Raw genomic sequence first — 14,321 nt, forward strand, 5'->3', positions numbered from 1 at the left:
ACATAATCTATTTTTCATTACCTTTTTATTTATGTTTTTAGAATATTATAATAATTCATAGATTTTTAATGTATACGTTTTACATAAAAGTTTGATAAAATAAACTAATAAAAGCTAAAAATATATTCTGTGAAAGGAATGATAAAAATGAGTATATTATATGATGAGGAAAATAAAATATTTCATCTACAGGCAGGAAATACAAGTTATGCTATGCAAATTTATAAAGATGGATATTTAGCACATTTATATTGGGGTAAAAGAGTAAAAAATATTAATTCTGATAATATCATGATGCTTAAAGAAAGAACATCTTTCTCTGCTAATCCAGATATAAATGACAAAACATTTTCATTAGATACTTTACCTCAGGAGTATCCTGCTTATGGGAATACAGATTTTCGTACTCCAGCTTATCAATTTCAGCTTGAAAATGGAACAACAATAACAGATTTAAGATATAAATCACATAGAATTTTTAAAGGAAAACCAAAACTTCAAGGGCTGCCAGCTACTTATGTAGAAAATGAAGATGAAGCAGAAACTTTAGAAATAGTTTTGTTTGATAATTTAATTGGACTTAAAGTAGTATTATTATATACTGCATTTGAAGATTTTAATGCTATAACTAGAAGTGTTCGTTTTATAAATGAAGGAAAAGAAAATTTGAAACTTCTTCGCGGATTAAGTATGAGTGTTGATTTTCCAAGAGATGATTTTGATTTTATGCATTTATTTGGATCTTGGGCAAGAGAAAGACATATTGTAAGAGAACCTCTAAGACCTGGAATACAAGCTATAGATAGCAGACGTGGTGCAAGCAGTCATGAGCATAATCCTTTTGTAGCACTTTTAAGTAAAGATTGTACAGAAGAATATGGTGAAATTTATGGAGTTAATTTAGTTTACAGTGGAAATTTTTTAGCGCAGGCAGAAATTAATATGTATAAAACTACAAGATTATCAATAGGAATAAATCCTTTCGATTTTTCTTGGCTACTTAATAAAGGAGAGTCTTTTCAAACTCCAGAGGCTGTAATGGTTTATTCTAGTAATGGTATAGGTGAAATGTCTAGAACATATCACAAGCTTTATCGTACAAGACTTTGCAGAGGAAAATTTAGAGATAAGACAAGGCCAGTTCTTGTAAATAATTGGGAAGCAACATATTTTAACTTTAATGCAGAAAAAATAGAGAATATTGCTAAAGATGCAAAAGAACTAGGTATAGAACTTTTTGTACTTGATGATGGATGGTTTGGACATAGAAATGATGATACATCTTCTTTAGGAGATTGGGTAGTTGATAAAAATAAACTTCCTAATGGATTAGAAGATTTAGCAAACAGAGTCCATAATTTAGGGCTTCAGTTTGGATTGTGGTTTGAACCAGAAATGATTTCGCCAGATAGTGATCTTTATAGAAAGCATCCAGATTGGTGTTTACATGTTCTAAACAGGCCTCGTTCAACGGCTAGAAGTCAATTAATTTTAGATTTATCAAGAGAAGATGTATGCGATTATATAATAAATGCAGTTTCATCAATTTTAAAAACAGTTCCAATAAATTATGTAAAATGGGATATGAATAGAAATATGACTGAAATAGGTTCGGCAATATTACCTCCAGAAAGGCAAAGAGAAACAGCACATAGATATATGCTTGGACTTTATAAAGTTATGGATGCTATAACAAGCAGTTTCCCAGATGTTTTATTTGAAGGATGTTCAGGAGGTGGAGGACGTTTTGATGCAGGAATATTGTACTATATGCCTCAAATTTGGACAAGTGATGATACAGATGCTGTTGAAAGATTAAAAATACAATACGGTACAAGTATTGTCTATCCAGTAAGCACTATAGGAGCACATGTTTCCGCAGTACCTAATCATCAAGTATTTAGAAATACATCTCTTAAAATGAGAGGAGATGTAGCTATGTCAGGAAATTTTGGCTATGAATTAGACTTGACAAAGTTTACAGATGAAGAAAAGAAGGAAGTAAAAGAACAAATAGCTATGTATAAAGAACTAAGAGAATTTATCCAATTTGGTGATATGTATAGACTCAAAAGTCCATTTGAAGGCAATGAAACTGCTTGGATATTTGTTTCTGAAGATAAAGAAAATGCATTTGCTGCTTACTTTAAAATTCTTGCTGAGCCAAATGCACCAGTTAGAAGATTAACTTTAAGAGGATTAGATCCAAATAAAAATTATGTAATAGAAGGTAAAGATGGAATTTATGGTGGAGATGAATTAATGAATATAGGTGTTCCAATTCCAGATTTACAAGGAGATTTTAAAAGCGTTGTATGGAGAATTAAAGCTAAATAAAATATGTAAAAATCAATAATAAAAACAATAAAAGAGATAATAAAAAGTTATTAGGTTTTTAATATTACTTTTTATTATCTCTAATTTTTATGAAATTTTGTATAAAAAATTGATTTCAATGTTTTGAATTTTGTCTATTAAAATATAAAAATGATATTGAAGTTAATTTGAAAAAAGTATAGAATATTTAAAAGATTTAAATATAAAAATAATTGAGACCACTTCTACTTTTAAAAATAGCAACATAATATTATAATAGGGGGATTGTATAATGACTTGGTATGAAGTTATCATAAGACTTATATTAGCTATAATAGTAGGGGGTCTTATAGGTTATGAAAGAGAATATAAAAATAGGCCAGCAGGTTTTAGGACTCATATATTAGTATGTATTGGGGCTGCTGTTACATCTATGATACAGCTTTATGCTATAGAAGAAACTTCCAAAATGATACTTGCACAGCCAACATTAGCTAATGCTTTAAAAGCAGATATAGGAAGGCTTGGAGCACAAGTTATAACAGGAGTCGGATTCTTAGGTGCAGGAACTATAATACATGAAAAAGGTTCTGTAAAAGGATTAACTACAGCAGCAAGCATTTGGGTAGTTGCCTGCATTGGACTTGCAGTTGGATTAGGATATTATTTTTTAAGCATACTTTCAGCTGTAAGTGTTTTTATAGTACTTGTTTCACTAAAGAGAGTTGAAGCACGGATATTTGAAAAAGCAAAAATTATTAAATTTGAAATTGAATATAAAAATAGAGGAGAAATGGTTAAGAAATTAGAAGAATATTTTAAAGGAAGAAATATAAAGGTTCAAAATATAGAATTTGAAATAGAAGAAGATGAAGAAACAGAACATCAAACATGTCTTTATACCATTCTTGTTCCAAGACATATCAAGGCAAATGATATTATAAGAGATTTATGTTATTATGATGAAATTATTAAAATAAATTTAGTATAGAATAAAGGAGGCTAAAATCCTTTATTCTATTTTTACTATATTATTTTTATCTATTATATTCCACCAAGTATTACCTGGATTTAAAGGAACATTTTTTCCATATTCGTCTTTTAATACAGTTTGAGAATTTATATTATTTTTATACCAGTTAATTTTTATATATTTTCCATTGCTTATTACATAACCTGTTCCTTCACCTATTAAATTTATATCCATAAGTATATTTTCTTTCTTTTTTTGTATTGTTGTAATTTGAATTACTATATTAGTAAAAGCTAATGGATTGTTATCTTCTTTATTTAAAGCAGGTTTTGAGCTCATATATTTATAATATTTACCATTTTTATATGTATAATTTGTTGTATAATAATTACTTAAATTTAATAATATGTTATTTGCACAAGGAAATGCAGTATTATCCCAATAATTTTTATCAAAAGATAGTTTAACATTAGGAGAATTATTATAATTTCTTGAAACAATGGCATCTCTTATTTTATCTGCTGATGTATATAGATTATGTGGAGCTTTTCTATCTTTTTCTCTCCAATAAAAACCTGTATAAAAGAATTCATTAAGAGACATAAGGTTATTTTCCTTTATTATATTATCAGCTTCATCACTTGCCCCACAATGAGCAAATGGAAGATTATATTCACGGGATATATCAAGGAAATAAGCTCTTGCACTTCTTATAGGTCCAATTTTTTTAGGACTATTTTTCTGAAAAAGTGCAATGGTTCTTGGTATCCCTCCTTCTGCCATAGTTTCATAAACAATATCAGCTTTGTCAAGACCTGATTGAGGTCTGGCTTCCTTTGAATTTTCAATTATAGCCATAAAAGGTATATTTTCAAAAGTTTTTTCATCTACTTCTTCTCCTGTAAAGGGAGCATAAAATTTAACATCATTATCAAAAGATTTATTTGTACTTTCATTATAAGATTTATTTAAATTATTAGAAGAAGTTTGTGAAGTTTCAGACTTTTTATCTTCATTATTTTTTGCACATCCATTAAATAATATTATGAATATACATATTGTAATTAAAATGCTTATCTTTTTTTTCATTTTTTATCACTCCAATCATATTTAAATTATATAATATTTCATTAGTATATTCCATATTTTGTATTTTTATTATAGCAAATAAAAATTTATTTTTTGCAACAAGTCTTTTTACTATAAAAATGATAAAAATGGAAGATAAATAATACTAAAAGAAGGTAATTTAATTAAATAGTTTTTTAAAAAATTGTCATAATAAAATTTCTGAATTATAATAAACAAATGACAATATGTTGTATATTGGGAGGTTTTAAAATGCTATATGTTGTAAAAAGAGATGGTAGAAGGGTTGAGTTTAATTCTATAAAAATAACTAATGCCATAAAAGGAGCCGCAGAAGAAATTGCTTATAATATAAAAGAAAGTGAAATTATAGAGCTTACTAAAAAAGCTATAAAAGAAATAGAAAATTTAAATAAAGAAGAAATAGCAGTAGAAGAAATACAAAACATAGTAGAAGATGTACTTTCTAAAAGTAATCATAAAATTTTAAAAAATACATATTCCAATTATAGAAAAGAGAGAAATAAAGTTAGAGAAATTAAATCTGACTTAATGAAAGCTATAGAGAAAATTGGTATACAAACGGATAGAGATAATGCTAATGTTGGTAATAATTTTAGTTCAAAACTTTTAAGAATAGCAAGTGAATCAAATAAATGGCATAATTTAGCTATGATGCCAAAACACTTAGCTAAGGCACATGAAAATGGAGATTTATATTTCCATGATTTAGATTCATATAATTTAACTACTAATTGTTTACATATACCAACAAAGGAAGTTTTAGAAAGAGGATTTAATACTGGATATGGTACTATTAATAAACCAAAGAGAATAGAATCAGCAGCAGAACTTTCTTGTATATTATTGCAGTCAACACAAAATGATATGTTTGGAGGGCAATCCCATCCTGACTTTGATAATGATATGGCTGTGTTTGTAGAACCTACAAGACAAGAGATAAGAGAGGAATTAAAACAGTTTGGTTTAGAAGGAGAAAAGCTTGAAGAAGCAGTAGAAAAAAAGCTTATAAAAACTGTACATCAGGCAATGCAGGGAATAGTTTATAATCTTAATACTATGCATTCACGAGCAGGTTCACAAGTTCCTTTTTCTTCTATAAATTTGGGAATACCATATAGTAAGGATGCTGCTTTAATTTGTGAAACATTTCTTGAAGAATACGAAAAAGGATTAGGTAAAGGTGAACAACCAATATTCCCTAACATAATTTTTAGGGTTAAAAAAGGAGTAAATAGAGAACCTAACGATCCATATTATTATTTATTTAAGTTAGCTTGCAGGGTTGCATCTAAACGTATGAACCCAACATTTATGAACATAGATGCTGATTTTAATAAAGAATATTACGATAAAGGATATATGCCAGCTACAATGGGGTGCAGAACCTATTTAATGTCAAATGTAAATGGTGAACCTGGAGTTAAAGGTAGAGGGAATATTGCTCCAGTAACAATAAACCTTCCAAGATTAGGCATATTAGCTAAAGGGGATATAGATAAGTTCTTTTCGCTTTTAGATAGCAAATTAGAATTAGCAAGGGAATCTTTAATGCATAGATATGATGTTCTTAAAAGGCTTAAGGTAAAGGACTTACCTTTTGTTGCAGGTCAAGGACTTATGAAAGGATCAGAAGGACTTTCACTGGAGGATTCTATAGAACCTATATTAAAACAGGGCACTTGGTCAATAGGTTTTATTGGACTTGCAGAAACACTTATTGCTTTAATTGGTAAACATCATGGTGAAGATGAAAATGCAAGAAAATTAGGATTAAAAATAGTATCACATATAAGAAATTATACAGACAAGCTTACACAGGAAACTAAGCTTAATTGGTCTTGCTATGCAACTCCTGCAGAAGGATTAAGTGGAAAATTTATAGTTCAGGACAAAAAAATATTTGGTCAAATAAAAGGAGTAACAGATAAAGATTATTATACAAATAGTTATCATATTCCTGTAAACTTTCCTATATCTATAAAAGATAAAATAGACATAGAAGCTCCTTATCATAAGCTTTGTAATGCAGGGCATATAAGTTATATTGAACTTGATGATTATCCTACAGATGATGTAATTATGGATATATTAAATTATGCTTATAAAAATACTAATATAAGTTATATTGGCATAAATTTTCATATTAGATATTGCAGAGATTGCGGGAATTATTTAAAAAATGGAGAACAAGTATGTAAGTGTGGGAGTTTAAATATACAAGGTATATCTAGAGTAACTGGGTATTTAAGTTTAGATGAAAGATTTGGGGCAGGAAAGGTAGCAGAGAGAGCGGACAGAATATCTCATGAAGATGATCATAAAAAAATATATTCTGATGTTTTAAATTAGGGGATGTTTGTGTTGGAAGATAAAAAAATAAGATTAGCAGCTATATTAAAAGAAAGTTTAGTCAATGGACCGGGACTTAGGAGGGTGCTTTTTAGCCAAGGCTGTCCTCATAATTGTAAAGGCTGCTTTAGCCCTCATACTCATTCTTATACGGATGGGGTATTAATTAATATGGACGATATAATAGAAGATATAAGAAAAAATCCTTTATTAAAAGGTGTTACATTTTCAGGGGGAGAACCATTCGAACAAGCAGATAAATTTGCTTATATAGCAAAACAAGTAAAAAAAATGGGCTTAAATATATGGTGCTATACTGGTTATACATTTGAATATATTTTAGAAAATCAACATAAAAGAAAGGGCTGGAGTGAGCTTTTAAAATATATAGATGTATTAGTAGATGGGAAGTTTGAGGAAGATAAAAAAGAAGAAGGGCTTAAATTTAGAGGTTCTTCAAATCAAAGAATAATAGATGTAAGAGAGAGTATTGAGAGTTTAGAAGTTGTAGCTTTAGATATAGTGTAGGTTTATAACAAAATAATAATACAAACAGATAAAAGATATTCACTGTTTGTATTATTATTTTGTTAAATTATATATTTAAAGTTTGATGATATCTTTAGCAAAATAATAATCCTCACAGGTCAGATAAAAGATATTCCTTGCTCGGATTATTATTTTGCTAAATTATATATTTAAAGTTTGAGATGATATCTTTAGCAGAATAATAATCCTCACAGGTCAGATAAAAGATATTCCCTTCTTGGATTATTATTTTGCTAAATTATATATTTAAAGTTTATGTTATATTTAGCACAGCAATAACTCTCATCTGTCAGGTAAAAGCTGTAGAAACAAGTTCGTTTATAAGGTTAAAATGAACTTGTTTCTATTTTTATTTACAAATCGACAAATACTAAAGAAAATATATTTTGTTACGATAATAATATGTAGAATATACAAAATTGTTGAAAAATGCAAGGGGGAAAACTATGGACTTAACTTCAATTATAGGAATGCTTTTAGCAGTTGGATTTACAGTTTATGGAATATTATCAAGTGGCTCACTATTAACTTTTTTAGATTTACCTTCAGTATATATAACTGTTGGCGGAACTATAGGAACCCTCTTAATAACTGCTAAAGGCAAAAATGCTAAAAACTTTTTTAAATTATTTGCAATATTATTTAAGGAAACAAAAGTAGATAATGAAGAAATAATAAATAATTTAGTAGAATGGTCAATGAAAGCAAGAAAAGAGGGATTATTGTCTTTAGAGGATACTATTCAATCTATATCAGATACATTTATTCAAAAGGGAATGATGATGATAGTAGATGGAGCAGAACCAGAAACTATAAAAAATGTTTTGGAATTAAAAATCAAAGGTATTATAAATAGACATAAAAGTAATAGAGCTATGCTTGATGCAGGTGCAGCTCTTGCTCCAGCATTTGGTATGATTGGTACTTTAATAGGATTAGTAAATATGCTTAAAACTTTAGACGATCCTTCTACTATAGGACCTCAAATGGCTGTTGCTCTTATTACAACTTTTTATGGTTCTATTTTAGCAAATATAGTATTTATACCTACTTCAAAAAAATTAAAAGCAAAAACAGAAGAAGAAATTTATCAAAAAGAAATGATTATTGAGGGACTTTTAAGCATTCAAGCTGGAGAAAATCCTAATACTATAAGAGAAAAAATGCTTTCTTTCTTAGACGATAAAACTGCTAAAAATATAGAAACAAAAAATAACAAAGAACAAGAATAATAAAGGAAGGAGGTAGCGTTATGGCAGATGATAATTTTAATATAGATGATGATGATGAAGGCGGTGGAGAATGGCTTAATACTTACGCCGATTTAGTTACATTACTTCTTTGCTTTTTTGTTTTGCTTTATTCTATGTCAACTATAGATAATAAAAAATTTAAACAGGTTATTGCAGCTTTTAATTCTATGGGAATTATAGGTCAATCAGGGAGTATAAATCCTGAAAGCAGTGCTGGAGATTCAATGTCTAATTTAGATATTTATAATGCAATAGATGTTCAGCAAGAGCAAGAGATGAATGATATATATAAAAAAGTAAAAGAACTTATAGATAAAAAAGGTTTATCTCAAGATGTACAAGTTGAACAAGTTGAAGAAGGAGTTCTTTTAAGATTTAAAGATAAAGTTTTATTTGACTCAGGGGAAGCGGTATTAAAAAGTGAATCTATAAGTACATTAGAAAAACTTGCCGATATATTAAGAGAACATAATAACACAATATTAATTGAAGGTCATACGGATAATGTACCTATTTCAAATAGTAAATTTAAAGATAATTGGGAACTTTCAACTGAAAGAGCTATAAGTGTTGTAAGATATTTTACTCAAGAACTCCCAGAGGATAAAAGGCTTGATCCAAAAAAGTTTGAAATTATGGGGTTTGGAGAGCATAAACCAATAGCACCGAATGATAATGCACAAAACAGGCAGAAAAATAGAAGAATAGAAGTTACTATAAAAAATGGAAAAGCATCATAGTTGCAGTAAATACTTATTAGTAATATAATATTTTTAAAAATATTTTTCACTTTGAGGTGTACTATGAAAAGTAATGAAATAGAAGTATGTAATTGTACGGAGATACATAAAGATTGTGTAGCTTGTGTTAAAGAAAATATGTTGGAAGATGATACTTTTATAAAACTTGCAGAACTTTTTAAAGTATTTGGTGATTATACAAGAATAAAAATAATATACGCGCTTTTAATAAAAGAGTTATGTGTATGTGATATTGCAGAACTTTTAGGAATGAGTCAGTCTTCTATATCTCATCAGCTTAGAGTATTAAAAGCTGCCAGACTTGTTAAATTTAGAAAAGAAGGAAAGGTAGTATATTATTCTTTAGATGATGACCATATAAAAAGTATATTTAGTTCAGCACTTTCGCATGTTGAACATGAATAATAAGAAGGAGTAAATCTCCTTCTTATTATTTTTAAAAAGTGTTAGGCTTAATAGTTAATTTTGTATTAAAATGAATAAATTAAAAACAATAAAAATAAAATTTATTTATTTTTAAAATCTAAAATTTTAACTATATTTCTATCTTCAAGATTTCCTTCGATTTTTAAAGTTGTACTATGAATATTTTCCCCATTTTTCATATGAGCAAGAAAATTTTCAATTCCTTCTATAGGGAAAGTAAGAGCAGAAGTTTTAAAATGCATAGGTATAACTATATGAGGATTTAAAAGCTTACATACAGCAGCCGCTTCTTTACCATCTATGGTAAAATTCCCTCCTACAGGTACAAAAAGAATATCAATTTCACCAATAGCATCTGCATCATGTACAGAAAGTACATGCCCTAAATCTCCAAGATGACAAATTCTATAATCATCCATTTTAAAAACATATATTATATTTTCTCCTCTTTTAGCTCCTTCAACATTATCGTGATAAGATGGTATACCTTTTATATCAATATCACATAAATTAAAAAACCCTACTTTATCTAAAATAGCAGGATTTCCTGTTATTTTTTCTATATAATCATGATCAAAATGATGATGGCTTATAGTAACAACATCTGCATGACCTTCAAAAACTTTATAACCTACACTTTCATCAAAAGGATCTGTTAAAAGAGTTCTTCCTTTCGAATCTTTAATCAAAAACGAAGAATGTCCAAGCCATGTTATCTCCATAATAAAAACACCCCTTTATTAATATTAAAATACAACATACTTTATATTATACCCTAAAAGCCGATTTCATAAATGCCAAAAATATTTTAAAATAAAATTTTATTAATTCTTATTTTAATAAAAGTGTATCAAATATTTGTTTTATAAGAGTTTAGCTTAAAATTGATATTTAAAAGTCAATAATAAATATATTTAAACTATTAATTAAATAAAAAATTTAAAACTAAATATAAAAATAAGTGATAAATTAAAAAATTTAACAAAAAATTTGACAATTTGCCTAAGCTGTAATAAAATAATATCGAATAATATAAAGGCTTTGAAGAGGAAAAGTACTTAATTACGGAACTTACAGAGAGCAGGAGTAAAGCACTTTATTTTTGATATTATTTATCTTATAATGATTTGTGCTTTTAAGGTGAAAACCTGCAGGGAAGTTTTAAGGAAAATCACCTCTGAGCTGAGAGCTGAAATATGTTTTAGAAAATGCTTTAGTATAAGTATATATGTATTTTCTTAATAGTAAGTGCATCCGTAATCCTGCGTTAAAGGATAGAGTATGTCAGTGCTTGAACCATAGGTGGTATAGTAAGTTTAACTTCGTCCTTTTGGGATGAGGTTTTTTATTTTATATGAGTTTTTTCAGCCAAATATGTAAATAATCTAAATAATATGTGAAAGGAGTCGAGGTTATGTATAAAAAGGTAGATTCTTCAAAGAGTTTTGTTGATATGGAAAAAGATGTATTAAAGCTTTGGAAAGAAAAAGATGTAATTAAGAAGAATTTTGATATGAATCCTGATGGTGAATATTTTACATTCTATGACGGACCTCCAACAGCAAATGGTAAACCTCATATAGGTCATGTTATAACAAGAGTTATGAAAGACCTTATACCAAGATATAGAGTTATGAAAGGCTATAAAGTTTTAAGAAAAGCTGGATGGGACACTCATGGACTTCCAGTAGAGCTTGAAGTTGAAAAATCACTTGGAATTTCAGGGAAACCACAAATAGAAGAATATGGGGTTGAAGATTTTATAAAAAAATGTAAAGGCAGTGTATTTACCTATGTAGAGCAGTGGAGAGAAATGACTGAAAGAGTTGGATACTGGGTAGATATGGAAAATCCTTATGTAACCTATCATGATAATTATATAGAATCAGAATGGTGGGCACTTAAACAAATGTGGGAAAAAGGGCTTATATATAAAGGTCATAAAATAGTTCCATATTGTCCACGTTGTGGAACGGCATTATCTTCTCATGAAGTTGCACAAGGATATAAAGATGTTAAAGATAGTTCTGTGTATGTTAAATTTAAGGTTAAAGGACAAAATAAGTATATACTTGTTTGGACAACAACTCCATGGACACTTCCAAGTAATGTGGCTTTAGCCGTAAATAAATCTTATGATTATGTAGAAGTTATTCATCATGATGAGCATTTAATACTTGCAGAAGCACTTTTAGGCAAGCTTGATTGTGAATATGAAATAGTTAGAAAATTTAAAGGAGAGGAACTTTTAGGACTTGAATATGAGCAAATGTTCAAGTTTGCTAAAGTTGATAAAAAAGCTTTTTATGTAATTCATGGAGATTTTGTTACTTTAACAGACGGTACTGGTATAGTACATATAGCACCTGCTTATGGTGAAGATGATAATTTAATGGGTAAAAAATATGATTTGCCACTTATTAATTTAGTAGACTCTGAAGGGAAATTTGTACCTGAAGTAGAGCCTTGGGCAGGATTATTTGTAAAAAAAGCTGATGCTAAAATAATAGAATATTTAAAAGAAAAAAATATACTTTATAAATCTGAAGGCTTTACTCACTCATATCCATTTTGTTGGAGATGTGATACTCCGCTTTTATATTATCCAAGAGAATCTTGGTTTATAAAAATGTCTTCTCTTAGAGATAAACTTTTAGAAAATAACAATAAAATAAAATGGTTCCCTGATAATGTAAGAACTGGCAGAATGGGCAATTTCCTTGAAAATGTTATAGACTGGGGAATCTCAAGAGAAAGATATTGGGGAACTCCACTTCCAATTTGGGAATGTGAATGTGGCCATAGAGAAATGATAGGAAGCAAGGAAGAATTAAGAGCTAAAGGTAAAAATGTACCAGAAGATATAGAGCTTCATAAGCCATATATAGATAATGTATATTTAGAGTGCCCTCATTGTGGTAAAGAAATGAAGAGAGTACCAGATGTTATAGATTGCTGGTTTGATTCAGGTTCTATGCCATTTGCACAGCATCATTATCCTTTTGAAAACAAGGAAATTTTTGAAGCTAATTTTCCAGCACAATTTATATCAGAAGCTGTTGATCAGACAAGAGGATGGTTTTATACACTGCTTGCTATATCAACTGCAATTTTCGATACAAATCCATTTGAAAATTGCGTAGTTTTAGGTCATGTACTTGATAAGAATGGGCTTAAAATGTCTAAGCATAAGGGGAATGTATTAAGCCCATGGGTTGTTCTCGATAATGAAGGTGCTGATGCTACAAGATGGTATTTCTATACCGCAAGTGCACCATGGCTTCCATCAAGATTTTATGAAGAAGCAGTTATAGAAGCTCAGAGAAAATTTTTAAGCACATTTTGGAATGTTTATTCTTTTTATGTTTTGTATGCTGAAATAGATCAATTTGATCCAACAAAATATGAAAATTTTGTAAGCCAAAATGTAATGGATAGATGGATAATATCTAAGCTTAACACTTTAATTAAAACTGTAGATGAGCATTTATCAAATTATAGAATAACTCAAGCAGCTTTATCTATAGAAAATTTTGTTGATGAACTTTCTAATTGGTATGTAAGAAGAAATAGATCAAGATATTGGACTGAAGAGTTAACAGATGATAAAATAGGAGCTTATGTAACACTTTATAAAGTTCTTAAAACTTTAACTTTAGTTGCAGCACCGTTTGTACCATTTATAACAGAGGAAATATATCAAAATTTAGTTGTAAATTTAGATAAAAATTCTCCAGAAAGTGTTCATCTTTGTCATTGGCCAGAAGTTAATGAAGATGCTATAGATAAAGATTTAGAGGCAGAAATGGATTTAGCTTATAGTGTAGTTAAACTTGGAAGAAGTGCAAGAAATTCTGCTAACATAAAGAACAGACAGCCTTTATCAAAGATGCTTTTAAGCACAAAAATACTTCCAGAATATTATAGCGATATTATAAAGGATGAACTTAATATAAAAGAACTTGAGCTTGGAGCAGATCTTTCTAAATATGTTAACTTCGAAATCAAGCCAAACCTCCCAGTGCTTGGTAAAACTTATGGTAAACTTATACCTTTTATAAGAAAAGAAATTGCATCTAGAAATCAGATGGAGCTTGCTCAAACAATTCAAAATGGAGGCAATGTAGTTATAAATGTTCAAGGAACAGAAATAGAACTTAACAGTGATAATTTGCTTATAACTATGCAAGGACTTGAAGGATATGCTTTTGCAGGAGAAGGGCAGATAGGAGTTGTTCTTGATACACATATAACTAAAGAACTTAAAGAAGAAGGCCATGTAAGAGAAATTATAAGTAAAGTTCAAAACATGAGAAAAGAGAGCGGCTTTGAAGTAGCTGATAAAATTAAGCTTTATGTAGCTAATAACGAAAATTTAGAAAATATAATTAAAAAGTTTGAAAATCATATTAAAAAAGAAACTCTTGCAGTAGAAGTAATTTATGATGCTGATAGAGAATATAATAAAGCTAATATTAATGGAGAAAAAATAAATTTAGCTGTTGAAGTAGTTAAATAAAAAAGAAAGAGTATATAGCAAAGATGCTGTATACTCTTTCTTTTGTGTGCCTATGCTTGTGA

At 28.7% G+C, this 14,321-nt stretch carries 10 protein-coding genes; 8 read left to right on the forward strand and 2 right to left on the reverse strand.

The genetic code is table 11. From position 1 onward, the window contains the following. The first annotated feature begins 147 nt into the window (after positions 1–147). Positions 148–2,337, forward strand: coding sequence for an alpha-galactosidase (locus EGD97_RS04680; RefSeq protein WP_127836589.1), 2,190 nt, complete (start codon positions 148–150; stop codon positions 2,335–2,337). Positions 2,338–2,608: 271 nt separating this feature from the next. Further along, on the forward strand, positions 2,609–3,307 hold the full coding sequence (locus EGD97_RS04685) for an MgtC/SapB family protein (RefSeq protein ID WP_078682304.1): 699 nt from the start codon (positions 2,609–2,611) through the stop codon (positions 3,305–3,307). Between the two features lie 21 nt (positions 3,308–3,328). Here the strand turns inward: EGD97_RS04685 and EGD97_RS04690 are convergent, their stop codons facing one another. Continuing rightward, positions 3,329–4,378 (reverse strand): DUF3048 domain-containing protein, encoded by a 1,050-nt coding sequence (locus EGD97_RS04690; RefSeq protein ID WP_127836590.1) that lies wholly within the window; start codon positions 4,376–4,378, stop codon positions 3,329–3,331. A gap of 252 nt (positions 4,379–4,630) precedes the next feature. Here EGD97_RS04690 and EGD97_RS04695 point away from each other — a divergent pair, with 252 nt between their 5' ends. The 5 genes from EGD97_RS04695 to EGD97_RS04715 all read left to right on the forward strand — a co-directional run bounded on the left by EGD97_RS04695 (position 4,631) and on the right by EGD97_RS04715 (position 9,719). Next, positions 4,631–6,751: an anaerobic ribonucleoside triphosphate reductase gene (locus EGD97_RS04695; protein ID WP_127836591.1), complete on the forward strand. Its 2,121-nt coding sequence runs from the start codon at positions 4,631–4,633 to the stop codon at positions 6,749–6,751. Positions 6,752–6,763: 12 nt separating this feature from the next. Continuing rightward, on the forward strand, positions 6,764–7,279 hold the full coding sequence (gene nrdG / locus EGD97_RS04700; protein ID WP_407643126.1) for an anaerobic ribonucleoside-triphosphate reductase activating protein: 516 nt from the start codon (positions 6,764–6,766) through the stop codon (positions 7,277–7,279). A 467-nt stretch (positions 7,280–7,746) separates the two neighbouring features. Continuing rightward, entirely contained in the window at positions 7,747–8,532 is a 786-nt protein-coding gene (locus EGD97_RS04705) for a motility protein A (RefSeq protein WP_078682308.1), read from the forward strand. Positions 8,533–8,552: 20 nt separating this feature from the next. Then, complete coding sequence (locus tag EGD97_RS04710; protein ID WP_078682309.1) at positions 8,553–9,293, forward strand: OmpA/MotB family protein; 741 nt, start codon at positions 8,553–8,555, stop codon at positions 9,291–9,293. A gap of 63 nt (positions 9,294–9,356) precedes the next feature. Then, positions 9,357–9,719 carry an ArsR/SmtB family transcription factor gene (locus EGD97_RS04715; RefSeq protein ID WP_078682310.1) on the forward strand — a complete coding sequence of 121 codons (363 nt, stop codon included), beginning with the start codon at positions 9,357–9,359 and terminating at the stop codon, positions 9,717–9,719. A gap of 101 nt (positions 9,720–9,820) precedes the next feature. Here the strand turns inward: EGD97_RS04715 and EGD97_RS04720 are convergent, their stop codons facing one another. Further along, positions 9,821–10,462 carry an MBL fold metallo-hydrolase gene (locus tag EGD97_RS04720; protein ID WP_127836593.1) on the reverse strand — a complete coding sequence of 214 codons (642 nt, stop codon included), beginning with the start codon at positions 10,460–10,462 and terminating at the stop codon, positions 9,821–9,823. Between the two features lie 692 nt (positions 10,463–11,154). Here EGD97_RS04720 and ileS point away from each other — a divergent pair. Further along, a complete protein-coding gene (gene ileS / locus EGD97_RS04725) occupies positions 11,155–14,259 on the forward strand; it encodes an isoleucine--tRNA ligase (RefSeq protein WP_127836594.1) in 3,105 nt (1,034 codons plus the stop codon). The last annotated feature ends 62 nt before the right edge of the window (positions 14,260–14,321 follow it).

Source organism: Clostridium prolinivorans, assembly GCF_004011155.1.
Classification (GTDB): domain Bacteria; phylum Bacillota; class Clostridia; order Clostridiales; family Clostridiaceae; genus Clostridium_AT; species Clostridium_AT prolinivorans.